This window comes from Massilia sp. Mn16-1_5, from assembly GCF_004798585.1.
GTDB lineage: Bacteria > Pseudomonadota > Gammaproteobacteria > Burkholderiales > Burkholderiaceae_D > Telluria.
The window spans coordinates 1-23,338 of record NZ_PPXQ01000009.1 but is presented as its reverse complement, the minus strand read 5'-3'; the positions used below and the strand labels follow the sequence as shown (position 1 = coordinate 23,338).

Sequence of the window (23,338 nt, the reverse complement as noted above, 5' to 3'; positions counted from 1 at the left end):
CATGGACCCGGTCAAGCTCTCGGAGAAGCAGGCGCAAGGCCGCGACTGGGAGCAGACCGCGCTGCGCTACCTGCGCCGCCACGGCCTGGTGCTCGTCGTTGCCAATTTCACCTGTAAAGGCGGCGAAATCGACCTGATCATGCGCGACGGTGAAGCGCTGGTCTTCGTCGAAGTGCGCCAGCGCGCCGACCGCCGCCATGGCGGAGCCGCCGCCAGCATCACTCCCCAGAAAATCCGCAGGCTGATACGGGCCGCCCAGGTCTACCTGCAGCGCCTGCCCCATGTTCCGCCCTGCCGCTTCGACGTCGTCGCCATCGACGGCGACCAGCTCGAGTGGCTGCGCGACGCGATTCAAGTTTGACAATCCACTCCGGTTTTGTAAGCAAACTTTACATTGCTTTGCCGCCCGGACTCCCTACTACACTATAATCGTCGGCTATGAACACTCAACGCATCCTCGCTCACTTCCAGGAGAGCGCCGACCTGAAGCTGAAGTCGGCCGCGGCTCTGTCTCAACCCATTTCGCAGGCGATTGAACTGATGTTCAGCGCCCTGTCCAACGGCAACAAGATCCTGGCCTGCGGTAACGGCGGTTCCGCCGCCGACTGCCAGCACTTCGCTGCCGAGCTGGTCGGCCGCTTCGAGCGCGAGCGCTTCCCGCTGCCGGCCATCGCGCTGACCACCGACACCTCGATCCTGACGGCCGTCGCCAACGACTACAGCTACCGCGAGATTTTCTCGAAGCAGGTGCAGGCCTTCGGCCAGGCCGGCGACATCCTGCTGGCGATCTCGACTTCGGGCAATTCGGCCAACGTGCTGGCCGCCGTCGAAGCGGCGCTCGAGCGCGAGATGCGCATCGTCGCCTTCACCGGCAAGGACGGCGGCGCGCTGGCCAAGCTGCTGACCGACGCCGACGTGCACATCAACGTGGCGCACAGCCGTACCGCGCGCATCCAGGAAGTGCACCTGGTCGCGATTCACGCTATTTGCGACGGCATCGACGTCGCGCTTTTCGGAGGAGACGAGAATGAATAAACCCGGCCTGAATGGCTCCCTGGCAAAAGCCGTCCTGTGCGCAGCCCTGATCGGCTCGCTGCAGGGCTGCGTGCCGCTGGTCGTCGGCGGCGCCGCCATGGGTGCGGCCGCCACCATGGACCGCCGCACGCTGGGTGCACAGACCGAGGACAAGTCGATCACGGTCAAGGCCGAGGTGCAAGTACCGAAGATCGTCGGCAGCGCCGGCCACGTGAACATCGCCAGCTACAACCGCAAGGTGCTGCTCACCGGCGAAGTGCGCGACGAAGCCATGAAGGCCGCCGTCGAGCGCGAAGTGCGCGGCATCGAGAACGTCGTCTCCGTCATCAACGAACTGGTCGTCGCCGGCCCGTCGAGCTATACCTCGCGTTCCTCGGACGCCCTGATCACGGGTAACGTCAAGGGCAGCCTGGTCGAAATGAAAACGATCTCGGCGACCTCGTTCAAGGTGGTCACCGAGCGCGGTACCGTGTACCTGATGGGCCGCGTGACCCAGCGCGAAGGCGACCTGGCAGCGAAGATCGCCCAGAGCGTCTCGGGCGTGCAGCGCGTCGTGAAAATTTTTGAATACATCACCGAAGAGGAACTGCGCACGCAGTACCCGAACACCTCGTCGGTCGCCCTGTAATCCTGGCGGGACTGCGGTCCCGCTTTTTTTATCGCTAGCGCCATGACTGCCAGACTATCTTCCTGGATCAAACCTGCCGCCATCGGCGCCCTTGTGCTGGCGCTGGCGGGCGTCGGCTATGCTACCTTCGGCAAGGCCGAACAGGCGCCCCAGGTGACCTTCATCAGCATCGCCGGCGACAAGATCAGCACCGCCGACCTGCGCGGCAAGGTCGTGATGGTCAATTTCTGGGCGACCTCCTGCGTCACTTGCGTCAAAGAGATGCCGGCCATGGTCGACACCTACAACAAGTTCAAGGGGCAAGGACTGGAATTCGTGGCGATCGCCATGCAGTACGATCCGCCGAACTACGTCCTGAATTTCACCGAGACGAGAAAGCTCCCCTTCACCGTCGCCCTCGATGCGGGCGGAAATATCGCCAAATCCTTCGGCGACGTCACCCTGACTCCCACCACCTTCGTGATCGGCAAGGATGGCAGCATCCTCAAGCGCTATGTCGGCGAGCCCGATTTCAAGGAGGTGCATGCTCTCCTGCAAAAGGCGCTGACGGCAGCCGGCTGAGGCTTTCCCTGGCCGTGCTCGCCTTGCCGCGATGCGCTTCTGTCATTACACTGAGTTATATGCATGGCAGCATCGATGGCAAACACGCCACAGCACGCCTGACTTAGCTCAAGCCGACGGTGCCGCAAGAGGCCAAGCTTGATGCATTCGCAGGCGCAGGCGGCCATGCGCAAAGGAGATGCGATGGGACACTGTTTACGCAGGATAGGAACGTCAGCGGCGCTGCTCGCGCTGGCCGCCTGCGCCGGTCCAAAGCCGAAGGCGGTCGCTGTGCTGCATTACCAGCATGTCGCGAATGCCCACGAAATCCGCTTCACCAATCCAATCCCGCTGTCGGCCGCGCTGTACCGCGTCGGCTACCTGTCCCCGGTCGATTCCCAGGGCTTCTGGGCCATCTTCGTGCTGTGCAATGTCGACGTCAACGAGCATGCGCAGCGCGGTTTTCACTACAGCGTCAACGGCTTTCGCGTACGCCACGAGGGGAAAGAATACGGCGGCCTGCCGCCCTATTCGCTGCGTTACCAGGGCCAGCTGGACCTGAACAATACGGGCGACACCATGCCCATCCTCGACGCGGTCGCCGCCGAAATTCAGGAAGGGCCGCCCGAGCAGGTGTTTCATAGCGGCTTTTATCCCGACCTGAACTACCGCTTCGCCATCTTCGTGCCGAAGGCGCTCGCCAACTACGCCGGTGAGGAATTGACGCTCACCTATAAAGGCCAGCCGGCCATCCTGGTCGGCAACGGCAAGCCGCCGTCCGACCTGCATGCAGTGGGGGGCACCGCGGCAGGTGTTGCCGCAGCCTGCGTGCCGCCCTCGCCTTGAATCTGGCTTATTTAGGATAAAGAATCATCTGGGTGCAGCGGAACAGGGCAATCGTCTTGCCATTGCTCTTGTCCGTCACCTTCACGTCCCACACCTGGGTCGTGCGTCCGCCATGCACCAGGCTGGCCACGGCGACGATCGTGCCCTCGCGCGCGGTGCTGAAATGGTTCGACTTCAATTCGATCGTCGTAAAACTCTGGGCGCCTTCGGGCAGGCTGGCGATGCAGGCATAGCCGGCGGCCGTATCGGCCAGCGTTACCACGCTGCCGGCGTGCAGGTAGCCGTTCGGCGCCAGGTGGTGCGGCTTGATCGGCAGCTGGGCGGTCAGGGTCTGGTGACCGACCTCGAGGATCTCGATGCCGAGGTAGCCGGGCAAGGTGCCGACGCCGCGCTGATTAAAAGCTTCCAGGGTAGGTGCAGTGCTCATGTTGGTTTATCCGGAGTGGCGAATCCGACATCCTACACCGGGCAGGCGCGGGCTGCCGGAAGGCGGCCAGCGTCTGCACCGTTCCATTATGCGCGCCGCTTCTGCTTGTGCGCATTCCCCGCATGGCGCTTACGCGTGGCCGCGTTCTGCTGCTGTAAGAGCGCATCCACCCGCTCGGAGGCCTCGCGCGCCAGTTGCTGGGCTTCCTCGATGCTCGGGAAATAGTCCGGCGCGCGGTAGCCGAGCCAGGCATAGGCCGAATACATGCGGCAGGTGTCCTCGACTTCCTGCAGGTTCTTCCAGAACAGGCCTTCCGGATGCGGCGTCAACTTGGACACCTTTTTCTTCGCCAGAGAGAGCGCCCAGTGTTCCCAGGCGCTTTGCAGCATCGGCACCCGGCTCGAGATCGGCACCAGCGACAGCATGAATTTTTCGGCCACCGTCAGGTCGAGGGTGTCGAGCCATTCGGCGCGTTCGTTCTGGTCTTCCGTAATGCGCGGATAGAAAAAACCGTCCGGCACGTCGATGTTGTGCACAAACCGGCGCAGCAGCTTTACCAATGAGGTTTCACCCGTCACCGAGGAGATCCTGTGTAACTGTTCGAGCGAGGGGGCGACGGCGAAACCGCTGGCCGGCACCGGCGGGATCTTTTCCTTCATCAGCGCCCGCATCACCTCGTGGGTGTCGTCGTCGTAGCCGGCGACAAAACCCTCTTCGTGCACGCCGTAGCGTCCGGCGCGGCCGGCGATCTGCTTGGCCAGCGCCGCCGAGATCTCTTCCTCTTCATAGCCGTTGTATTTCACCGCCGTCGTCATCACGATGCGCGCGATCGGCATATTCAGCCCCATGGCCAGGGCGTCGGTACCGACCACGATGTCGGCCTGCCCCTCTCTAAAACGCTCGGCCTGGGCACGGCGCACTTCCGGAGACAGGTTGCCGTAGACGGTGGCGACCGACAAGCCCTTCTCGGTGATCATGTCGCGCCACATCAGCACCTCGCGCCGAGAGAAGGCGATCACGGCGTCGCCGCGGCGCAAGTTCGACAGTTTACGGACCGGCGACGGTTCCATCGCCAGCGGCGCCATGCGTTTCAGCACATGCACCTCGAGTGGCACTTCCAGCCGTTCGGCCAGCGCCTCGATCGCACGGCGCGCTTCCGGGGCGCCGACCAGGTAGACAGTGGAGGCCGGCGCGCCGCAAACGGCGGCGGTCCAGGCGGCGCCGCGGTCGCGGTCGGCCAGCATCTGGATTTCGTCGATCACGGCCACTTCAATCGGCGTTTTACTGTCCAGCATCTCGACCGTGCTGGCCACGTGGGTGCTGCCCTCGACCACGCGCCGCTCCTCGCCCGTGATCAAGCTCACTTTTAAAGCTTCGCCGTGCGGGCGGGCCGCTTGCAGGCGTTCGTAGTTTTCCAGCGCCAGCAGGCGCAAGGGAGCGAGATAAGCGCCGCTGGCCGCCTTCGCCAGCGCTTCCATCGCGCGGTGGGTTTTACCGGAATTCGTCGGTCCCAGCAGGGCGATGAATTTACGCTGCATGCGGCTGGCAACCTCGAAGGATTCCGGGTATTCAGCGAGATTGATGCTTTCCTTGGTGCGGGCGGCGTGGCGCTCCTCCTGCTCGCGCTCGATGGCGTGCTCGAGGCGCTGGCGGATGCGTTCGAACACGTATTCGGCCGGCTCCGAGGTTTCCAGTTCATCCAGCACGCCCAGAAAAGCGCGCGGATCGAAACCGGCGTCGTCGGCCTGTTCGGCGATGTCGCGCACGAACTCCTCGGCATCGAGCTGCAGTTCGGCGATGGCCTTGTCGGAGGTGCGTTCCTCGATCAGTTCGCGCCGCGCGACGAGATCCATCTTGCGCCATTTACTCGGCTTGGCCAGCACGCCGCGCGCCGGCACCAGCGCGTAGGACACCCGCAAACCCTCGTATTTCACTTCGCCGGCAAAGCGCAGGAAGACCCGCCCTTCCATTTTGACCAGTTCGATGCCGCGCTCGGCCAGGCCGAGTTCGCGTTCGAGGAAGGCGTCCTCGTCGCCGGTGTCGTTATCAAGGGTGTCGTAGCGTGAATTGCTCATGTCTCTGAAGGATGATGTCTGCTTGTTATCACTATAGCGCGGATGGCCTGGCGGCCCTGTTCCACAGTGCGCCGGCATGCCGCGCTGAAACTTCGCATTTTGTCCGGAAGTGTGTACTGGTATCGACAAAAACTTGACCGGACAGGCGATCTAAGCAGAATGTTATTTTCCTTGAAGAAATTTTCAACTATAGTCTGACGCTTCCCCCACTACTTTTTGCCGACCTGCCCACTCGCCCGGAAGGACCGCCCATATGAAAAATAACCGGATCGGCCTGATTCTCGTTGGCTCCATGCTGGCAGTGATCGCACTGGTCGTGACGCTGCTGCTGCAGCGCCAGCAAACGGAACACGCCGAGCAGGTACGGGCCCAGGGCCTGGGCATGGTGCGCTCGCTGGCGGCACTGCCGGTACCGGTGCTGGTGCCCGCCAAGGGCGCGCCCGGCGTGCTCGATTCGATCCTGGCCTACCGCGACAATCCCGATTTCGCGTATGCCGCCGTCAGCCTCGACAACGGCCGCAACCTGGTTGAAGTGGCCAGCGCCGGCGCCATCGTGCCCCCAAGCGCGCCGCTGGCGCTGACCGGTTTCGCCGAACGCGCGATTCCGCCGGGCCAGAACGGACGCGCGATCCGCGAATTCCACGGTCCCCTGGCCAGCGCCGAAGAGAAAATGCAGGTGCGCATCGGCTACTTCGAGCCGCGCACGCCTTTCGACATGAAGGACCTGCCCTTCTATGCGCTGATCGCGCTGGCCATGTTCCTGCTGGTGCCGCTCATTTACCTGGTGATCAAACGCGAGATGGCACCGCTGGCCGCACTCGGCGAGCAGCTGCGTACGGTGGGCGCCGGGCAGACCATGCCCGCGGTCGTTGCCGATGCCGATGCCGACGTGCGCGGCCTGGCGAATAAGCTGAACCGCTACCTCGACCAGGCCAGCGCGCGCATCCGCGAGCTGGAACAGGAAAGCGTGGCCAGCATGGCCAGCGGCCGCCTGCTCGAATACGGCAGCAACAAAATGCAGGCGGTGCTGCAATGCCTCCCGGACGGTCTGCTGGTGCTGGATCCGGCCGGCGAAGTGACTTTCGCGACCGGCAAGATCGAGCCGCTGCTGGGCGTGCCGGTGGCCGAGGTGCTGTCGCAACCGGTGGAAGCCTGGTGCCGCGATCCCGAACTGCGCGCGATGCTGGCGCGTTTCCGCAGCGCCGGACTCGATACGCGCAGCCAGATGACGATCGAATTCAATCCTGCGCGCGTGCCCGATAAACGGCTGTGGGCCACGGCCCAGGCGCTGCTGGGGCACTCGATGGCCTACGGCACCCTGGTCGTGCTGCGCGACGCCACCCGCGAACACCTGGCGCGCCAGGCCGGCAATGACTTCGTTGCCCACGTGGCGCACGAACTCAAATCGCCGCTGAACGTGATCGGCATGTACGGCGAGATGCTGGCCGACGACGGCGTCGACGCGGCGGTGCGGGTGGAAGCGATCAACGTGATCCAGGACGAAGTCGAGCGCATGACTTCGCTCGTCAACAACCTGCTGAACGTCAGCAAGCTGGAAATGGGCAGCATGCGGCCCGAACGCCACCGCGTAAAGCTCGACGATTTATTGCGCGACGCCTGGCAGCAGGCCCGTGCGCGCGCCGAAAGCCGCGGCATCCGCCTCGATCTGCAGGTGGCGCGCGACCTGGCCGCCGTCTCGGTCGACAAGGACCTGCTGCGCATCGCCCTGAACAACCTCCTGAACAACGCGATCAAGTACAACCAGGCCGGCGGCAGCGTGGTGCTGGCCGCCGAGGAAGGCGACGCCGATGTCGTCATCGCGGTGCGCGACAGCGGCATCGGCATGACCCCGGAAGACCGCGAACACGTGACCGAGAAATTCTTCCGCGTGCGCGAGACCGGGCCCGAACAGCGCGGCGGCCACGGCCTCGGCCTGTATCTGACCAACCAGATCGTCGAGCTGCACCACGGCCGCCTGACGATCGACAGCGAGCTCGGACACGGCAGCGTGTTCTCGATCCACCTGAAAAAAATGCCAGCCCTGGCCGAAGGAGGCCAAGTGTTATGAACAAACGCACGATCCTGCTGGTCGACGACGAACCGCACGTGATCCGCGTGCTGCGCCTGATGCTCGAGCGCGAGGGCTATGAGGTCGCCAGCGCCAACGACGGCGCCGAAGCGCTGGAAAAGATGGCCGCGCGCCGTCCCGACGTGATGGTCAGCGACATCCAGATGGCCGGCATGGACGGACGGGAGTTGTGCCGCACCGCGCGCGCACGCTATCCGGACGAATGCTTCCCCATCTTCGTGATGACCTCGATGACGGCCTCCAGCGAGCGCGAATGGGTGCGCGATCTGCTTGATGTCGATTTTCTCGAAAAACCCCTCAGCCCACGCCAACTGATCGCGCGCCTCGCCACGCACTTCGCCGGCGCCGCCACCCAGCAGGAGAACACCCATGCAGCCTGACGCCCTGAACGAGCTCGATTACACCCGCTACGCGCGCTGGCTGCGCCGCGTCACCGGCGTCGAACACGATTTCGCCGTCTGCGACGCCTCCGGCGCCCTCGCCTGGACCGCCCGCGGCGACAGCGACATCGGTCGCTGGATCGGCGAACGCTGCGCGGCCGGTTTTGCGTGGGCCTGTGTCGGCGACGGCATGCAGCGCCATGATGCGGACACTGCCACGCTGCTGTACATGGCCATTCACGGCAAGAGCGGCCTGCTCGGCTACCTGGCGGCGCGTGTCGCCCGCCTGGCCGAGGCCCCGACCGCCTGGGACCTGCTGGCCGAGACCTTCGAGGACATCGCCGCCGGCATCGCCGACGACGTGGCCGCCAAGCGCGAACTCGACAGCATGGCGCTGGAACTGTCCGAGCGCTACGAGGAACTGCACCTGGTGTATGCGATAGACAAGCAGGTCCAGCAGCTCGAACCGGGCGCCGACCTGTTCCAGAAGCTGCTGCAAAGCTGGGCCGAGCACATGGACGCCGACGTTGCCGCCTTCGTCAAGCCGGGCGAGAACCTGTGCGTGCACGCGACCAACCTGTCGGCGCCGATCCACAACCTGGACCTGGTGCTGGTCGAGATGCGCGGAGATTTGTATCGCTTCACGCATTCGGCGCGCGCCCCGATCGTCATCAACGACGTCAACGACCCGCGCCGCGCCTACATCTTCACGGACCTGCCTTATAAACTGCTGTGCTGCCCAGTGATCCACGACCGCAGCGTGGTGGCGATCCTGGTGCTGGCGAACCACCTGACGAAACCCGATTTCTCGAACAGCGACCGTAAACTCGGAGAGCTGCTGGCGAACCAACTGTCCGGCCTGTCGAAGATGTACGGCGCGCTGGCGGAAACGCAGAAATTCAACGAGCAGATGGCGAACGCCCTGATCGAGGCGGTCGAAGCCAAGGACCCGTACACGCGCGGCCACTCCGAGCGCGTGCACTACATCGCAATGCAGATCGGCGAAGCCATGCAGCTCTCCACGCGCGACACCGACGACCTGTTCTGGGGTTCGCTGCTGCACGATGTCGGCAAGATCGGCATCCCGGATGCGGTGCTGTGCAAACCGGGCCGCCTGACGCGCGACGAGTTCACCTTCATCATGGTGCACCCGGAGCGCAGCTACGAAATCCTGCGCCACATCGACCGTTTAAAGGGTGCGGTGCCGGGCGCGCGCCACCATCAGGAAAAATACGACGGCACCGGCTATCCGCATGGCCTGAAGGGTAACGACATTCCGCTCAACGCGCGCATCATCGCGGTGGCCGACACCTACGATTCGATCACCAGCTCGCGTGCCTACCGCGCCGGACGCAGCCACGAAGTGGCGATGGCGGAGATCAAGCGCGTGGCCGGCAGCCAGCTCGACCCGAGCATCATCAAGGTGTTCGAGGAAGTCTGCGCTGCCGAGCCGGAGTGGATCGCCCGTTTCAACATTGCACGCGAAGCAGTGGGAGTTGCCGCGTAAATGAACGATGCCGTGACCCGCAGCCGCATCGGCTCGATGACCTACCTGGCGCCGTCGATGGCGCTGGTGGCCGTTGACGCCATCGATGCGGTGGAAAGCGCGATCGCCGAATGCATCGCCCAGCACCAGGTCAGCATCGTGCTCGACCTGGGCAAGGTGCCGCTGCTGTCGGGCCGGGCGCTGGAACTGATGACGCGCGCGGCCAGCCGCCTGGGCGCCCTGGGCGGCTGGCTGAAACTGGCCTACCCGAGCCCGCTGCTGCTCGACATCCTGACGATTACCGGCGTCGCCGACCAAGTGGCCCTGTATGACGCGCCCCAGGCGCCGGCCAAGCCCGCGCGCCCGCCCGGCCAATTAAAGCTGGGCGACATCCTGGTCGAACGCGGCATCGTGACTGCAAGCCAGGTGGCGGAAGCGGCGCGCCTGCAGGAGCAGACCGGCAAGCGCATGGGTTTCATCATGGTCGAAAAGAAGTGGCTGTCCGAAGCCGCCCTCTTCCAGGCCCTGGCCGAGCAGCTCGATCTCCCTTTCGTCAGCCTGCGCGCCGGCCTGTACGACCCGACCGCCGTCTCGCTGCTGGAACGCGACGTGGCGAAACGCCTGAACGTGATTCCGCTGTTCGTGGTCGAGAACACGCTGACGATCGCCACCGGCGAGCCGCAGGCCGTGCACAGCATCGACGAGATCCGCGCCCGCACCGGCTGCCGTATCCGCGTCGCGATGGCGCCGCCGGCCGACATCAACCGCGTGCGCGACGACGCCTACGGCGGCACTATGCCGGATTTTATCCACAGCGAGGCGGACGACCTCGAGCTGGTGGAAAACCAGATCCCGGACGACTACACGCAGATCGACCAGATGGCCGGCGCCAGCCCGGTGATCAACATGGTCAATGCCGTGATCCAGCGCGCGATCCACGACAACGCCAGCGATATCCACATCGAGATCTCGCGGAATAAATCGCGTATCCGCCTGCGCATCGACGGCATTCTCTATGAAGTCATGTCGCCCCGGATCGAGCTGCATCCGGCGATCGTCTCGCGTTTAAAGGTGATGGCGCATCTCGACATCGCGGAACGGAGATTACCGCAGGACGGCCGCATCCAGGTCATGACGCAAGGCCGCACGGTCGACCTGCGTTTTTCATCCCTCCCCGGCATCTATGGCGAGAAGGTGGTGCTGCGCGTGCTGGATAAAAACCAGTCGATTCTGGATGTCGACAAGCTGGGCATGAACGGCGGCGCGGTGGACACCTTCAAACGCCTGCTCGGGCGCAGCCACGGCCTGATTCTTGTCACGGGGCCGACCGGCAGCGGCAAGACCACCAGCCTGTACGCGGCGATCAACTACCTCAAAAGTATCGAGAAGAACATCGTCACGATCGAGGACCCGGTCGAGTACCAGCTGGACATCATCAACCAGAACCAGGTCAATGATGCGATCGGGCTGACCTTCCCGAAGATCCTGAAGCACGTGCTGCGCCAGGATCCGGACATCATCATGGTCGGCGAGATCCGCGACCGCCAGACCGCGGAGATCGCGGTGCAGGCGGCGCTGACCGGACACCTGGTGCTGACCACCCTGCACACCAACGACACGCTGGGCGCGGTGGCGCGCCTGGTCGAGATGGGGGTCGAGCCGTATTTGCTGTCGTCGGCCCTGATCGGCGTGATGGCGCAGCGCCTGGTGCGCCGCATCTGCCCGGCCTGCAAGACCGGCTACCTGGTACCGCCCGGCGCCGCGCTGGCGTATGGCTGGAAGGGCGAAGGCAACCTGAAACTGCAAAAGGGCCGCGGCTGCCCGTCCTGCTACGACTCCGGCTACAAGGGCCGCCTGGGCATCTACGAGCTGCTCGAAGTCGGGCCGGAACTGCAGCGCATGATCGTGGCGAACGCCAGCAAGGATGCGATGGCGCAGCACGTAGGCGCCAGCGGCCACCGCGACCTGTACGCGGACGGCATGGAACGCGCCTTTGGCGGCGACACCACGCCTGAGGAAATCGCGCGCGTCGTCCATTCCTTGTAAGGGAGCGCCATGGCTATCGAATGGAATGACCACCCGCTGACCCCGACCGCGACCGAGCTGGCCGGACCGGCCAAGGCGGCCGCACGCAAGCCGGCCTGGCACCTGACGAAGGACGCGCGCATCGGCAGCGCCGACCGCATGCTGTTCACCGAACGCCTGGCCCTGCTGCTGGAGACGGGCGTGCCGCTGCACGACGCGCTGCGCGCCCTGCACGAGCAGGCCGGCAAGCCGCGTTTGAAGGCGATCATCGGCGAGGTCGCGGATGACATCGTCGGCGGCCAGCGTTTTTCCGAAGCCCTGCACAAGCACCCCGACCTGTTCCCGCCGACCTACATCAACCTGGTCGGCGCCAGCGAGGAAGGCGGCTTCCTGCCGGAAGTGCTCGAGCAACTGGTCGACATGGACGAAAAGCAGGAACGGCTGCGCAGCACGATCGTCTCGGCCCTGTCCTATCCCGGCTTCCTGATCGTGTTCTCGATCCTGGTGGTGATCTTCATCCTGGTCGCCGTGTTCCCGAAGTTCTCGGTGATGTTCACCTCGATCTACGACGAACTGCCGGTGACGACCAAGATTTTCATCTTCGCCAGCGAGGCGCTGACCCGCCATGGCGCGCTGTTCGGCATCGGCACGCTGGCGCTGCTGGCCGGCGCCCTGCTTGCGCTGCGCCGTCCCGACGTGCGCGAAAAGCTCGACCGCCTCAAATTGCGCCTGCCCTACGTCAAAGACATCTTCATCAAGATCTATCTGACGCGCCTGCTGCGCGTGATGGGCATTTCGCTCGAGCGCGGCGTGACCATCCTCGCCACGCTGGGCGCCTGCCGCAACGTGATCCCGAACGCGGAATTCCAGCGTTTTATTGGCGAACTCGAAGTGCAGGTGACCGAAGGACGGGGCATCGCCGCCGGTTTTCGCGACAGCCCGCTGATCCCGGTCAGCGTCAAGCAGATGATCGATACCGGCGAGCAGACCGGCACGCTGGGCCGCGTGATGGGCCGCGTCGCCGACTTTTACGAGCGCGACCTGACGCGCCAGCTGAACGCGCTGGCGAAGATGGCCGAACCGGTGATGCTGCTGGTGATGGGCATCCTGGTCGGGACGATCGTCACCTCGATCATCCTGCCTATTTTCAAAATGTCACGAGCTGTGCATTAAAAAACGACAATTTGAAAAAGTAAATGCGCCGTAGCAACAAAAGAACCGTTTGTTCATGCTACTCTTCGTTGCTATCCGTTAAGAATTTGCCTCTCAGCAAACTTCACTTAACCTTATTCTAAAATGATGATGACCTCCACTTTCCGCCGCCATGCCGCCAAAGGCTTCACGCTCATCGAGCTCCTGATCGTCGTGATCATCATTGCGATCCTGGCGGCGATTGCGATTCCGCAGTTTGCGAACACCTCTGGTGACGCGCAGGAAGCGGCGCTTGATGCCAACCTGAACACCATGCGCTCGGCGATCGAGCTCTATCGTGTCCAACACCGTAACACTTACCCTTCGGCCAATACCGCTGCCGGTACGACAGCGGCGGCATGCACGGCCGCCGGCGGTACTCCGGGTGCCGGTGCGGTGAATACCGAAGCTGCATTTACGGAACAGCTCACCGGCTTCTCGAACGCCGCCGGCGAAACCTGCACGGTGCGTGTCCAAGCAAGCGGCCTGTCCCTGGGACCGTATCTGGCTGCCATTCCAGCTGAACAGATCACGAACCCGCCGAGCCGTGCCGTTGCCATCATCTCGACTGGCGCGCAAAATCAGGCACCTGCTGCGGCGACGGGTGGCTACCAGTTCGACAACCGCTCGGGCCGTATCGTCATGAACAGCAACGCCGTCGGCCGTCGCGGCGCAGCATACTCGACCTACTAAACACTGGCAGTGGTTCGTCCTACGCTACGGCAAACGGGCGTAACCCTTGCCGAAATGGTCATCGTTATCGCAGTCGTTGCGATCGCAGCATCGATTGCGGTTCCAAAAGCGGACCCGGTCAGCTCCTTCGCGGCCGATGCCATGGCAAACGAAGTGGTCCGAGCCCTGCGCTTCGCCCAGCGCGAAGCGATCCGGACCAACACCTACCAGCAGGTCAGCGTGGACCCCGCTACCCAGATGCTGCGGGTTTACCAGCCCACCACATCTGGAAGCATTACCACCACACATCCCCTCGACAAACGCGATTACCAGATCAGCTTCGCAGCAAACGCCATGCCGCGCGCCACCATTGTCAGCGCCGTTTTCAAGTACGAGGGCGGACCCACGACCAATTTCGCCTCCTTCGGACCGGATGGCGCGCCCTCCTACGTCGACACCAGCAAACTGAGCCAGTTGTGGAGCCTGCTAAGCGGCACCAAGGACGTCGATCCGCTGAAGGAAGACGGCCTGGTCACGATCCGCTACGGGAACATCGAACGCGTGGTACGCGTGGCACCGGTGACGGGCCGGGTGACGCTGTGAAGGCTGCCGTTCGACAGCATGGCTTTTCCTTCATTGAAGTCATGGTCGCCGTACTGCTGCTGGCCATCTGCGTCGTGCCGATGGCGGAAGCGGTGCGCAACGGCTTGTCCGCCTCGTCGGCCGCCGTCGACAAGGCGCAGGAGCTGCGCTGCATGAAGAATTCGATGGAAACCATCCTCGCCGAGCCCTACCAAACCTTGTGGAGCGCAGCCGTCAAGGACGGCGGCGCGAGCTATGTGCTGCCCGAGGACACGGCCTGCGCGCGGGTCGTGCGCAGCCTCGCGCTCGTGCTATGCGAGCAGTGCGCGCCGGCCCCGGTACCGCTGGCCGCAAGCACCGCCCAGGATCGGCTCGAATCGGCCATGCTGTCGGTCTCGCTCACCTCGGACAAAGGGTACTCGTTCACAACCCTGGTGGCGCGATGATCCCGCATCTGCCTGCCCGCGCACAGGGCCTCAGCCTGGTCGAACTGCTGATCGGACTGGCTATTACCGCCCTCGTCATGGTCCCACTGGTGCCGATGCTGCAGACCGCCTCGGCTGCCGCCAGCGTCGGACAGGAACAGATCGCGCTGCAACGCGACGCCGACTTCGCCCTCGAGCGCATCGCCGCGCGCATCCGCGCCACGCCACCTTCCACCACCCTGGTCGGCAAACCGAGCAGCGACTGGCTAAAACCGGCCGTCTACAGCGTCAACAACGGGGTACTGATCGAGCAGCAGGGCAAGGAAAGCTATGTGCTGGCCGAATCGGTCACGGCCTTCGAGCTCAGCATCCCCGTGAACGACAGCACCCAGCCGCTCATCAAGGTGAGCCTGAGCATGTCCCGTAATGGCAGCAGCACCAGCGCCATGGCAACGGTCCGCATGGGGACCGCACAGTGAAGGCCCAGCGCGGCATCCTGCTGCTGCCCGTGGCCCTGATGCTGGCCATCGTCGGCACGCTGGCTTATGCGGTGACCCGCGAAGCCGGCATGAGCGTCGCCGATATCGATGCCCAGTACGATATCGAGGTGGCGCGCTACCTGGCGTCCAGCGGCGTCCAGTATGCCAAATGGCGCACCGCCAAGAGCGGCTGCGACCAGTACGCCGCCAATTTCGGCACCCTGACCCTGCGCGACGGGACCGTCACCGTCACCAAGACCGTGTGGAGGAAACCGCTCATGACGGTCAGCGTGAGCGCCACCAGCAACCGCAACCAGGGCGGCGGCACGGTCAATGTGCTGAGCCGCGAAGAACTGATCGTCGATGCCAACGAAGTCCGGCAAGCCACCATCATCGGCCCGGGCGACGCCGACACGACGATCGTGCGCGACGGCGGCGCCAGCGTGTTCAATGCCGACACCCTGACCGCGACCGAGGACGGAGCCCATCCCCTGATCCTCTTCAAGCTGCCGGCGGACCTGGACAAGGCATCGATCATCCAGGCCGATTTGCGGGTCACCAAGAAGTCGGGCAATGCCAACCAGCCGGGGCGTACGCTGGCGGTCCACCGCGTCACGCGCGACTGGGCGAAAAGCGTGACCTGGACCACGCCCTGGTCACGCGAAGGCGGCGATTATGTCGATACGCCTGCAGCCAGCGTCGTGATCGACCCGGGCAGCAGCGCCTTCAACGGCGCCTATGTCTGGCGCATCGATCCGGTCGTGCAGACCTGGGCCAGCGATGCGTCGCAAAACTTCGGCGTGCTGCTCAAGCCGACCGCTTTATCGAACGTGTCCTTCTACAGTTTCGACGGTTCCAGCAAGCCGGAACTGTCCGTGCGTTATTTCAAGCGCTGCTCCTGATTGAACCTACAGCCATGAAAACAACTGCCCCTACCCTCAGCAATCTGTCCGGCGTCTGGTCCTGCCTCGACTTCGGCGTGCCGGAACTGCGCGAGTACGCCACGCCCGTGATCACGCGCGAAACCCGCAAAGGCGTCGCCCTGCTCAGCCTTGTCGCGCTGATGTTCCTGGCCCTGGCGGCCGTCATCTCGGCCGTGTTCGAGCTCGGCACCCTGTACACCTATACCTACGGCGTGCTGAGCGCCCTGGCCCTGCACATCTACCTGTCGAGCGCGAAGGTCGAGCAGCTGCGCGCCCTCTACCTGCTGGCGATGCTGCTGCTGGTCGTGTGCGGCTCTTCGCTGGTGCTGCTGGCGCAGCGCTCGGGCCACCTGCATGCGATGCTGCTGCTCTCCGTGGCGGTCCTGATCATGCTGGTGCCGGTGGTGCCCTGGGGACTGCGCGAGGCGGCGCTCACCACCGGCGCCATCTACCTGATGTTCACCGCCTCGACTTACCTGAGCCGCTTCCGCTTCGCGGCGCTCGACCTGTGGGTGCTGCAGTGCCTGATGCTGGTGGCGGCCGTGATCTCGCTGGCCCTTGTCGCACGCGCGCTCGGCCTGCGCAAGCACGACCTCGCGATGCGCTTCCAGCTCGAACAGGCGCAACGCGAGCTGACCGAACTGGTCAACCGCGACCACCTGACCGGCGCCTGGAACCGCAGACATATCGAGCGCGACTTCGACCGTGTGGTGGCGCACCACCACGACCAGGGCAGCGCCTGCTGGTTCGGCCTGTTCGACATCGACCGTTTTAAATCGATCAACGACACCTTCGGCCACGGCAGCGGCGACGAAGTGCTGCGCGCGGTGCGTGCGGCCTTTAGCGACTTGCCGGGCGACGTCGAATACCTGGCGCGCCTGGGCGGCGACGAGTTCGCGCTGCTGATGTGCGGGCATGATGTGCCGGCGCGCGTCGAGGCGGCGCTGGCCTCGATTTCGAGCAGGATGACGGTGCCCCTGCCGGGCGGCGTCACGCCGACCGTCAGCCTGGGCCTGGTGCGCCTGGCGCCGGGCGACAGCCTGGATTTCGACGCCGCCTACAAGCGTGCCGACGAACTACTGTATGAAGCCAAGCACACGGGCGGCAACACGATCCGTTCGAACATCGAAGGGAAAGCCGCCGCATGAAGTCCTGGTTCACCTCCTTGCTCAACAAGGGCGCCGCGCCGGCACCGATCGGCGTCGACTTCGCCGCCCAGCGCCTGAACATGCTGCAAAGCGCGCCCGGCCCCGCTGGCCCGGTGGTGCGCGCGGCCGTTTCTCTTCCTTACCCGCTCGAGCGCGCGCAGTTGCTGGCCGATCCGCGCCGCCTGAAAACCTTTGTGCGCGAAGCGCTGGCGGCGGCGCCCTTTGCCGGCCGGCGCGTGGTGTCGGTGCTGGCGCCGAGCGAAGTGCGCATCCTGCCACTGACGGTGCACGTGCCGGATGGCCACAGCGAACCGCAGGCGGTGGCAAAAGCCGTGCGCGACCAGCTTGGCGCGGCGGCCACGGAATCGGTGGTCGACTACTACCAGGTGCGCAGCGTCGATGCCGCCGGACCTGAAAAACAGGTGTTGGCCGCGGTGGCGGCATCGAACAAGGTGCTGGCCTACCTGGAGACGCTGCGCAGCGCCGGCCTGGAGCCGGTGGCGCTCGACATCGGCCCGGCGGCGATTGCGCGCCTGCTGGCGGCGATGCAGGACGACTTCGAGCAGTCGGTCCTGTTGATCAATTTTGGCGCCAGCAAAAGCTATCTGACCGTGATCTGGGGCCGGCGCCTGATGCTCGACCGCGAGATCGACTTCGGAGAAATGCAGCTGGTCGACCGCCTGTCGCGCGCGCTCGGGCTGAGCCTCGATGTGGCGCTGGCGCTGCTGCGCGAGCACGGCATCGGCACGCCGGCCGGCGCACAGTATGGCGCAGGCAGCGGCGCGGCGCCCGACATCGGCCGCACGGTGCGCGAGATCCTGTACCAGGAATTCGCGGCGCTGGCCGAGGAGCTGGTACGGACCCAGGTATATGTGGCTTCGCGCACGCGCGGCAGCGCGATCAGCCGCGTGTACCTGAACGGCAGCGTGGCGCGCTACCGCCACATCCAGGAGCGGGTCGAGGAGCTGGTACGGCTGCCGGTCGAACTGCTCGACCCATTCAAGGCCTTCCAGGGCGCGCCGATGTCGGCGCCGGTCGGCAGCGACACGCACGGCATCGCCCTGGCCGCGGGCCTGGCATTACGGGGAGAAGCCCATGGCTGATATCGACTTGATCCCGCGCAGCTACCGCGAGGGGCTGCGCGTACGGCGCAGCTTGACCGTCTATGGCGCCGCCCTGGCGCTGCTGCTGGTGGCAGGGGGCGCGAGCAGCGCCCTGCTGCGCTGGCGTCTGGCGCTGGAAACGCCGCGCCTGGAGCAAAGCCGCGCCACCTCGATCCAGCTCGGGGCGATGCGCTCGCAGCTGGCGAGCGCGCAGGCGCGCAAGGACCTGCTGGCCGAGAACGTGGCGGCGCTGGCGACGCTGCGCGGCGGCGGCGAAGTGACGGCGCTGGCCGCCAGCCTGGACGGCGCCCTGAACGAGCGCGTCTGGTTCGACCAGCTGCGCTTTGCGCGCACCCAGGAACAGCTGCAGGCGGCACCGACCCCGCTGCCGCCGGGGACCGTGCAGGCGCGCGCGCCGCAAACGGGCGCGCTGCAAGCCTGGCGTCTCGGCAGCCAGATCGAGATCGCCGGCCAGGCGCTCGACAACGGCGCGATGAGCGCCTTCCTGGCGGCGCTGGCGGCCGACGGGCGGCTGTCGGACGTACGCTTCCTGAACAGCAGCACGGCGCCGCTCGAGGATGGCGGTACCGTCAGCTTCAAGGTCGCCGCCACTCTGGTCAAGACGGGAGCGACGCCATGAACGCCAGCCTGATCCGCAAGGCCGCCGCACTGCCGGCGCGCCAGCTGCACCTGATGGGCGGCGGCCTGCTCCTGATCGTGGCCGCCGCGCTCTGGTTCTATGCCCTGCGCGCGCCGCTGGCGGCGCTGCGCGCGGTGCGCGCCGAACAGGCCCAGCTCGCGCTCGTCGCCAGCGACCCGGCGCAGCTGTCCGCGCAGCTGGCCGTACTCGAAAGCGACAGCGCGGCGCTGTCGAAGCGCTTCCAGGCCGGCCCGGCGGCCGCGCCGGAGCAAGCGCTGGTGCGCCTGGTCGGCGAACTGGGCAAGCTGGCCCAGGCCCAGGGCGTGACCCTGCACGGCGTCACCCCGGCGCCCGACGAAGTGGTCCTTGCGTTCGTCCAGTCCGGCTTCGATGCCGAGGCGAGCGGCAGCTATGCCGGCCTGCTGGCCTGGATGAACGCGATCGAGCGCGCGCAGCCGAACCTGGCCGTCGCCGGCTTCGAGATGCGGCCAGGCGAAACGCCGGGGCAGGTCGCCATGAAAATCCGTATCGCGGCCTACCGGCCGCAGGAGAGCAAGCCATGAAGCCGAGCTTCATCATCCTGCTGGTGCTGGCCGCCGGCGCGGCCCAGGCCCAGCCCCTGCGCGACCCGTTCGCGCGCCCTGCCCCGCCGGCACCGAGCGCGGCGGCCGAACCCGAGATGCCGCAGGCCGTACCACGCCTGCGCGCCATCATGGTGGCGCCGGGACGTGCGCTGGCAAACATCAACGGCCAGATCCTCGCCACCGGCGAGTGGTTCGGCGACTATCAACTGATCAAGGTGGAAGAACGCGGCGTCACGCTTAGTAAACGTGGCGTGAAAAGCGTTCTGGTACTGGACGAGGCATCCCGCAAATGAAGCAGAACCTGTTGAAACCGATCGTATTGGCCGCCCTCCTCGCTGCCGCCTTCGATGCCGGGGCCGCCAAGCAAAGCGGCGTCCAGCCGCCGACCGCGGTGTCGTCGACCGCATCGTCCACCACCGCGCCGGCAAGCAGTTCCCCCACCTCCTTCGTATTTCGCGACACCCCGATCGCCGAACTGTTCGAGATGATCTCGCGCCACGAACGCGTCAACATCATGCTGGGCAAAGGCGTGACCGGGAATGTCGCCGTCAGCCTGTACGACATGACGCCGCGCCAGGCGATCTACGCGATCGCCGAAGCCGGCGGCTACCAGGTGATCGAGCGCGACAAGGGCTATGTGATCGTCAACCCGGCGCAGCCGGCCGACGCCGGCGTCGGCCCGATCGGCCAGCTGGAAGTGAAGGCCTTAAAAGTGCTGTATTCGGAGCCGCAGCTGGTGGCCGACATCCTTACCAAACACGTGGGCCGCGGCGGCAAGGTCACCGTACTGCCGTCGCGGCGCATGGTGGTGGTCGAGGACACGCGCGAGGGCCTCAAGCGCATCGAGGCCCTGCTGCGCGAGATCGACACCCAGCCGCAACAGATCATGATCGAAGCGAAGATCCTCGAGATCACGCTCGACGAGAACGAGAACTTCGGCATCGAGTGGAACAAGGTCTTCAGCGCCAACGGCGTCAACCGCATCGGCACGAGCGCGCTGGTGCCGGCGAATGGCGCGGGCCTGGTCTTCAATTACGTGAACAAGAACGTCGACCTCTACCTGAATGCCCTCAGCAACAAGGGACGGGTGCGCACGCTGGCCACGCCGAAACTGCTGACGCTGGAAAACCAGGAAGCGAGCACGAACATCGGCGACAAGCTGGGCTACCGCGTGACCACCACCATCAACAACGTCACCAGCGAATCGATCCAGTTCCTGGAAACGGGCGTGATCCTGCGCGTGACGCCCTCGGTCGACACGGACGGGCGCATCGCCCTGCGCGTGCGACCGGAAGTAAGCTCGGGTTCGCTGCTGGGCGGGATCCCGTCGAAGAAGACGACCGAGGTGAACACCCAGCTGGTGGCGGAAAACGGGCAATCGATCCTGATCGGCGGCTTGATCAAGACCAGCGCCGGCCTGCGCCGCACCGGGGTGCCGATCCTGGGCGAGGTGCCGGGTCTCGGTAAACTGTTTTCGAACGACGAAACGACGGGCAGCTCGACCGAGACCATCGTCCTGATCACGCCGCGCATCGTGCCGACCCGCGCCGTCGGCGTTGACGCGCAGGTGGTCGAGCAAGTGCAGCAGGCGGCAGGAGAGATCCAGCAGCAGATCAAGGGACCGGCGATCCTGCCCTAGTGCCTGCCGAGAGCCGCCAATAAAAAACGGCCTCCGCGGAGGCCGTTCCTGTTTGCGTAGCGCGTAACAGCTTACGCCGCCACGCCGGCGTTGTGCGCCTGCTGGTCCGCATGGTACGAGGAACGCACCATCGCGCCGACGGCCGCGTGCACGAAGCCCATCTCGTAGGCCGCTTCCTCGAACTTTTTAAATTGGTCCGGGTGCACGTAGCGGCGCACCGGCAGGTGCGAGTTCGACGGCGCCAGGTACTGGCCGATGGTGAGCATGTCGATGTCGTGTTCGCGCATGTCGCGCATCACCTGCAGGATCTCCTCATCCGTTTCGCCGAGACCCACCATGATGCCGGACTTGGTTACCGCGTTCGGGTACATCTTCTTGAAATCGCGCAGCAGCACCAGCGAGTGTTGATAATCGGCGCCCGGACGCGCTTCCTTGTACAGGCGCGGCACGGTTTCCAGGTTGTGGTTCATCACGTCCGGCAGGCCGTCGGCGAAGATGTTCAAGGCCTTTTCCAGGCGGCCGCGGAAGTCCGGCACCAGCACTTCGATCTTGGTGTTCGGCGACAGGGCGCGGGTCTTCTGGATGCACTCGACGAAGTGGCCGGCGCCGCCGTCGCGCAGGTCGTCACGGTCGACCGAGGTGATCACGACGTAGGACAGGCGCAGGTCGGCGATGGTCTTCGCCAGGTTGGCCGGCTCGTTGACGTCGAGCGGGTCCGGACGGCCGTGGCCGACGTCGCAGAACGGGCAACGGCGCGTGCACTTGTCGCCCATGATCATGAAGGTCGCGGTGCCCTTGCCGAAGCACTCGCCGATGTTCGGGCAGCTCGCTTCTTCGCACACGGTGACCAGGTTGTTCGCGCGCAGGATGTCCTTGATCTCGTAGAAGCGCGAGGAGGCGGTGGCCGCTTTCACACGGATCCAGTCCGGCTTCTTGAGGCGCTCGGCATCGGCGATCGGCACGATCTTGATCGGGATGCGCGAGGTCTTATTCGCACCCTTCTGCTTGTCGGTGGCGTTGTAGGCGGGAGTCAGACCGGTATCGGTGTCGGTAGTCATATCGCTCTAGCCCGGGAGGGCTTCAGTTGGTTTGTTCGGTTCGGAGATCACGGCCAGGTGCCGGATCAAGGCTTGCGCCAGCGCCTGCTGCACGTCCGCCAGGGGCGCTTCGACGCCCATGGTGCGCATGTCGACGGTGGACAGGCCGGAATAGCCGCAGGGGTTAATCCAGGAAAACGGAGATAAATCCATCGCCACGTTCAGCGAGACCCCGTGGTAGGTGCAGCCGTTGCCGCGCACCTTTAAACCGAGCGCGGCGATCTTGGCGCCGCGGCGCGGTCCTTCGGCAATATAGATGCCGGGCGCCCCGGCAATGCGCTCACCGCCGAGATTATACGCCGCCAGCACGTCGATGACCGCCTGTTCGATTTTTTCCACAAATTGCCGGGCGTACAACTTGCCGCCAGGCTTGTTGCGGCGCAGATCCATCAGCAGGTAGATCACGACCTGGCCAGGACCGTGGTAGGTCACTTCGCCGCCGCGGTCGGTTTGCACCACGGGAATGGCACGCGCCGGCACGCCTTCCCCCTGCAACAGGTGCGCGCGGTCGGCTCCCAAGCCGAGGGTGAACACGGGCGGATGCTCGACGATCCAGAGCTCGTCCGGCGTTTCAGGCGTGCGCGCATCGGTAAACGCGCGCATCGCAGCAAACACGGGTTCGTAGTCGGCGCGGCCCAGCTCGCGAATCAGCGGGCTGGCGGGACGGGTGGGTTGCATGGGATCCGGTCGGGAAGGTGGACAGCCCCGACATTATATGCCAGCGCCGTCCGCCTTGCCCGGCTGCGGCAGGCCTTGCCTGCCTGATAAGGCTTAAAGAACGATCTTGACCATCGGGTGGGACGACAGGGTGCGGTAGATGTCGTCCAGCTGTTCGCGGCTGGTCGCGCGCACGATGCAGGTCAGTCCCGTGTAGTTGCCCTTGCCGGAAGGACGCACTTCCATGCGGCCGTGGTGGAAGGTCGGGTCGAAGCCGGTCACCACCTCGACGATCGTGTTGGCGAAGGCGTCATGCGTGGGGCCCATCACCTTGATCGGGAAGTCGCTCGGGTATTCGATGAGGGATTCTTTGGGGTCCATGGTGGCTCCTGTGCAAACCGACATTGTAGCCAATGCGCGCCGGGCGCGTGCGATTGCTGAAAGGACACTGCGGGATGCTGCGCACTGGTCCTTTCCTGGTCAGCGCTCCATCTGGCGCGCGCCGCGCTCCTGCTGGCGCCAGTTCTCCGCACGACGCGGCGGCGCGGTCCCTGCGCACGATGGCCTCGTCCGGGCGCAGCGCTTCGAGCGCGCGGATGGCTTCCACGGTCTGGCCCTTGGCGCGCGCCTCCAGCCATTTGCCGAGCAGGACCAGGGTGATCACGGT

General features: G+C 65.1%; 27 protein-coding genes. 22 read left to right on the top strand and 5 right to left on the bottom strand.

Annotated features, from left to right (window positions below; translation table 11 throughout):
- The first annotated feature begins 1 nt into the window (after position 1).
- The 5 genes from C2862_RS12095 to C2862_RS12075 all read left to right on the top strand — a co-directional run bounded on the left by C2862_RS12095 (position 2) and on the right by C2862_RS12075 (position 3,049).
- The gene (locus C2862_RS12095; protein ID WP_136220385.1) at positions 2-361 is read left to right on the top strand and encodes a YraN family protein; all 360 of its coding nucleotides are present in this window, start codon (positions 2-4) and stop codon (positions 359-361) included.
- Between the two features lie 77 nt (positions 362-438).
- The gene (locus tag C2862_RS12090) at positions 439-1,035 is read left to right on the top strand and encodes a phosphoheptose isomerase (protein WP_136220384.1); all 597 of its coding nucleotides are present in this window, start codon (positions 439-441) and stop codon (positions 1,033-1,035) included.
- Positions 1,028-1,663, top strand: a complete 636-nt coding sequence (locus tag C2862_RS12085; RefSeq protein ID WP_136220383.1) for a BON domain-containing protein — start codon at positions 1,028-1,030, stop codon at positions 1,661-1,663. Before C2862_RS12090 ends, C2862_RS12085 begins: the two co-directional genes overlap by 8 nt.
- A gap of 42 nt (positions 1,664-1,705) precedes the next feature.
- Positions 1,706-2,224 (top strand): peroxiredoxin, encoded by a 519-nt coding sequence (locus C2862_RS12080; protein ID WP_136220382.1) that lies wholly within the window; start codon positions 1,706-1,708, stop codon positions 2,222-2,224.
- Between the two features lie 183 nt (positions 2,225-2,407).
- Entirely contained in the window at positions 2,408-3,049 is a 642-nt protein-coding gene (locus C2862_RS12075; protein ID WP_136220381.1) for a hypothetical protein, read from the top strand.
- A 7-nt stretch (positions 3,050-3,056) separates the two neighbouring features.
- Here the strand turns inward: C2862_RS12075 and C2862_RS12070 are convergent, their stop codons facing one another.
- The gene (locus tag C2862_RS12070; protein WP_136220380.1) at positions 3,057-3,476 is read right to left on the bottom strand and encodes a PaaI family thioesterase; all 420 of its coding nucleotides are present in this window, start codon (positions 3,474-3,476) and stop codon (positions 3,057-3,059) included.
- 86 nt (positions 3,477-3,562) lie between these two features.
- Complete coding sequence (locus C2862_RS12065) at positions 3,563-5,551, bottom strand: helicase-related protein (RefSeq protein ID WP_136220379.1); 1,989 nt, start codon at positions 5,549-5,551, stop codon at positions 3,563-3,565.
- Positions 5,552-5,804: 253 nt separating this feature from the next.
- On the opposite strand from C2862_RS12065, the gene C2862_RS12060 reads away from it, so the two are divergent.
- The 16 genes from C2862_RS12060 (at position 5,805) to C2862_RS11990 (ending at position 20,917) form a co-directional block, all read left to right on the top strand.
- Positions 5,805-7,619 (top strand): sensor histidine kinase, encoded by a 1,815-nt coding sequence (locus tag C2862_RS12060; protein WP_136220378.1) that lies wholly within the window; start codon positions 5,805-5,807, stop codon positions 7,617-7,619.
- Positions 7,616-8,020: a response regulator gene (locus C2862_RS12055; RefSeq protein WP_136220377.1), complete on the top strand. Its 405-nt coding sequence runs from the start codon at positions 7,616-7,618 to the stop codon at positions 8,018-8,020. Before C2862_RS12060 ends, C2862_RS12055 begins: the two co-directional genes overlap by 4 nt.
- Positions 8,010-9,527, top strand: a complete 1,518-nt coding sequence (locus C2862_RS12050) for an HD domain-containing phosphohydrolase (protein ID WP_136220376.1) — start codon at positions 8,010-8,012, stop codon at positions 9,525-9,527. Before C2862_RS12055 ends, C2862_RS12050 begins: the two co-directional genes overlap by 11 nt.
- Positions 9,528-11,552 carry an ATPase, T2SS/T4P/T4SS family gene (locus tag C2862_RS12045; RefSeq protein WP_136220375.1) on the top strand — a complete coding sequence of 675 codons (2,025 nt, stop codon included), beginning with the start codon at positions 9,528-9,530 and terminating at the stop codon, positions 11,550-11,552.
- A gap of 9 nt (positions 11,553-11,561) precedes the next feature.
- Positions 11,562-12,704 (top strand): type II secretion system F family protein, encoded by a 1,143-nt coding sequence (locus tag C2862_RS12040; RefSeq protein ID WP_136220374.1) that lies wholly within the window; start codon positions 11,562-11,564, stop codon positions 12,702-12,704.
- A 129-nt stretch (positions 12,705-12,833) separates the two neighbouring features.
- Positions 12,834-13,415, top strand: a complete 582-nt coding sequence (locus C2862_RS25910) for a prepilin-type N-terminal cleavage/methylation domain-containing protein (protein ID WP_210735968.1) — start codon at positions 12,834-12,836, stop codon at positions 13,413-13,415.
- Positions 13,416-13,424: 9 nt separating this feature from the next.
- A complete protein-coding gene (locus C2862_RS25250) occupies positions 13,425-13,997 on the top strand; it encodes a prepilin-type N-terminal cleavage/methylation domain-containing protein (protein ID WP_267873531.1) in 573 nt (190 codons plus the stop codon).
- Entirely contained in the window at positions 13,994-14,422 is a 429-nt protein-coding gene (locus C2862_RS25245) for a prepilin-type N-terminal cleavage/methylation domain-containing protein (RefSeq protein WP_267873530.1), read from the top strand. The genes C2862_RS25250 and C2862_RS25245 overlap by 4 nt, the downstream gene beginning before the upstream one ends.
- Positions 14,419-14,880, top strand: a complete 462-nt coding sequence (locus C2862_RS12025; RefSeq protein ID WP_168710049.1) for a PilW family protein — start codon at positions 14,419-14,421, stop codon at positions 14,878-14,880. Before C2862_RS25245 ends, C2862_RS12025 begins: the two co-directional genes overlap by 4 nt.
- A complete protein-coding gene (locus C2862_RS12020; RefSeq protein WP_136220371.1) occupies positions 14,877-15,782 on the top strand; it encodes a DNRLRE domain-containing protein in 906 nt (301 codons plus the stop codon). The genes C2862_RS12025 and C2862_RS12020 overlap by 4 nt, the downstream gene beginning before the upstream one ends.
- 14 nt (positions 15,783-15,796) lie before the next feature.
- Positions 15,797-16,951, top strand: coding sequence for a GGDEF domain-containing protein (locus C2862_RS12015; RefSeq protein ID WP_136220370.1), 1,155 nt, complete (start codon positions 15,797-15,799; stop codon positions 16,949-16,951).
- A complete protein-coding gene (pilM, locus tag C2862_RS12010) occupies positions 16,948-18,054 on the top strand; it encodes a pilus assembly protein PilM (RefSeq protein WP_136220369.1) in 1,107 nt (368 codons plus the stop codon). The genes C2862_RS12015 and pilM overlap by 4 nt, the downstream gene beginning before the upstream one ends.
- Positions 18,047-18,694, top strand: coding sequence for a PilN domain-containing protein (locus C2862_RS12005; RefSeq protein WP_136220368.1), 648 nt, complete (start codon positions 18,047-18,049; stop codon positions 18,692-18,694). Before pilM ends, C2862_RS12005 begins: the two co-directional genes overlap by 8 nt.
- Complete coding sequence (locus C2862_RS12000; RefSeq protein ID WP_136220367.1) at positions 18,691-19,257, top strand: hypothetical protein; 567 nt, start codon at positions 18,691-18,693, stop codon at positions 19,255-19,257. Before C2862_RS12005 ends, C2862_RS12000 begins: the two co-directional genes overlap by 4 nt.
- The gene (locus C2862_RS11995) at positions 19,254-19,571 is read left to right on the top strand and encodes a hypothetical protein (RefSeq protein ID WP_136220366.1); all 318 of its coding nucleotides are present in this window, start codon (positions 19,254-19,256) and stop codon (positions 19,569-19,571) included. The genes C2862_RS12000 and C2862_RS11995 overlap by 4 nt, the downstream gene beginning before the upstream one ends.
- Positions 19,568-20,917 carry a type II secretion system protein GspD gene (locus C2862_RS11990; protein WP_136220365.1) on the top strand — a complete coding sequence of 450 codons (1,350 nt, stop codon included), beginning with the start codon at positions 19,568-19,570 and terminating at the stop codon, positions 20,915-20,917. Before C2862_RS11995 ends, C2862_RS11990 begins: the two co-directional genes overlap by 4 nt.
- 71 nt (positions 20,918-20,988) lie before the next feature.
- On the opposite strand, the gene lipA is transcribed toward C2862_RS11990, so the two are convergent.
- The 3 genes from lipA to C2862_RS11975 all read right to left on the bottom strand — a co-directional run bounded on the left by lipA (position 20,989) and on the right by C2862_RS11975 (position 23,076).
- Positions 20,989-21,975 (bottom strand): lipoyl synthase, encoded by a 987-nt coding sequence (gene lipA / locus C2862_RS11985; RefSeq protein ID WP_136220364.1) that lies wholly within the window; start codon positions 21,973-21,975, stop codon positions 20,989-20,991.
- A 6-nt stretch (positions 21,976-21,981) separates the two neighbouring features.
- Positions 21,982-22,692, bottom strand: coding sequence for a lipoyl(octanoyl) transferase LipB (gene lipB / locus C2862_RS11980; RefSeq protein ID WP_136220363.1), 711 nt, complete (start codon positions 22,690-22,692; stop codon positions 21,982-21,984).
- 93 nt (positions 22,693-22,785) lie between these two features.
- Entirely contained in the window at positions 22,786-23,076 is a 291-nt protein-coding gene (locus C2862_RS11975) for a DUF493 family protein (protein WP_267873529.1), read from the bottom strand.
- Between the two features lie 50 nt (positions 23,077-23,126).
- Here C2862_RS11975 and C2862_RS25505 point away from each other — a divergent pair.
- Positions 23,127-23,338 (top strand): hypothetical protein (locus C2862_RS25505; protein ID WP_210735965.1); only part of this gene is annotated, 212 nt, incomplete at its 3' end.